The sequence below is a fragment of the Paenibacillus sp. 01T422 genome (genome assembly GCF_056398785.1).
Map to the genome: position 1 here is coordinate 1 of NZ_JBFTQB010001473.1, position 747 is coordinate 747.

Below are 747 nucleotides of genomic sequence, written 5' to 3' on the forward strand. Positions count from 1 at the left end.
GTCTCATATATCCGTAATATAATTTTTCGGATTTCCTAGTAATGATTTTTGTTTCTTCGAGCCAGAACGACTTGGGCAACTAAAAAAAGGACAATTAGTAAAGCAAGGAGGGCATACATCATAATCGTACCAACAAGAAACATAAACACGGGAAGGGTCTCCTTTTGAAAGATATTGATTTACAAATGATTCAAAGTCCTCGATTTTTTCAAGATAGTCCTCCATAAATGCTATAGACATAGCATTCTATCCCACTTGACATTGGCGCCCTATGAAAAGCAGCCAAAAGCAGAATCTGCATATAGACTTTGCTCTGATGGTCTATATGCAGACATGATCTAGAACCTAACCGAAGAACGTGCCATAAAGCAGATATGCATTTAAGCCTGCAATGATGAATGCCACTACCCATGAAAGCAATGATAACCATTTCAGCGCGACAAACTCGCCCATTTTCTTTTTATCGGATGTAAACATGACGAGTGGAATGACTGCGAACGAGAGCTGTAGGGAAAGAATGACCTGACTCAAGAWTAACAAATCTCCGGTTCCTTTTTCTCCGGTTATCGCAATCACCAGGATGGCCGGGATAATGGCGATAAGGCGGGTAATTAATCGTCTTAGCCATGGCTTCAACCGAATGTTTAAAAATCCTTCCATAACGATTTGACCGGCAAGCGTCCCCGTCAGCGTTGAGTTTTGCCCGGAGGCGAGCAGAGCTACCGCGAAAAGCACACTGGCTATACT

The 747-nt window shown here is 42.4% G+C and carries 1 protein-coding gene; it reads right to left on the reverse strand.

Annotation, left to right across the window (positions count from 1 at the left end; genetic code table 11):
* Positions 1 to 345: 345 nt before the first annotated feature.
* The coding region (locus AC1DUA_RS39605; protein ID WP_477504877.1) for a divalent metal cation transporter at positions 346 to 747 on the reverse strand (402 nt) is incomplete at its 5' end.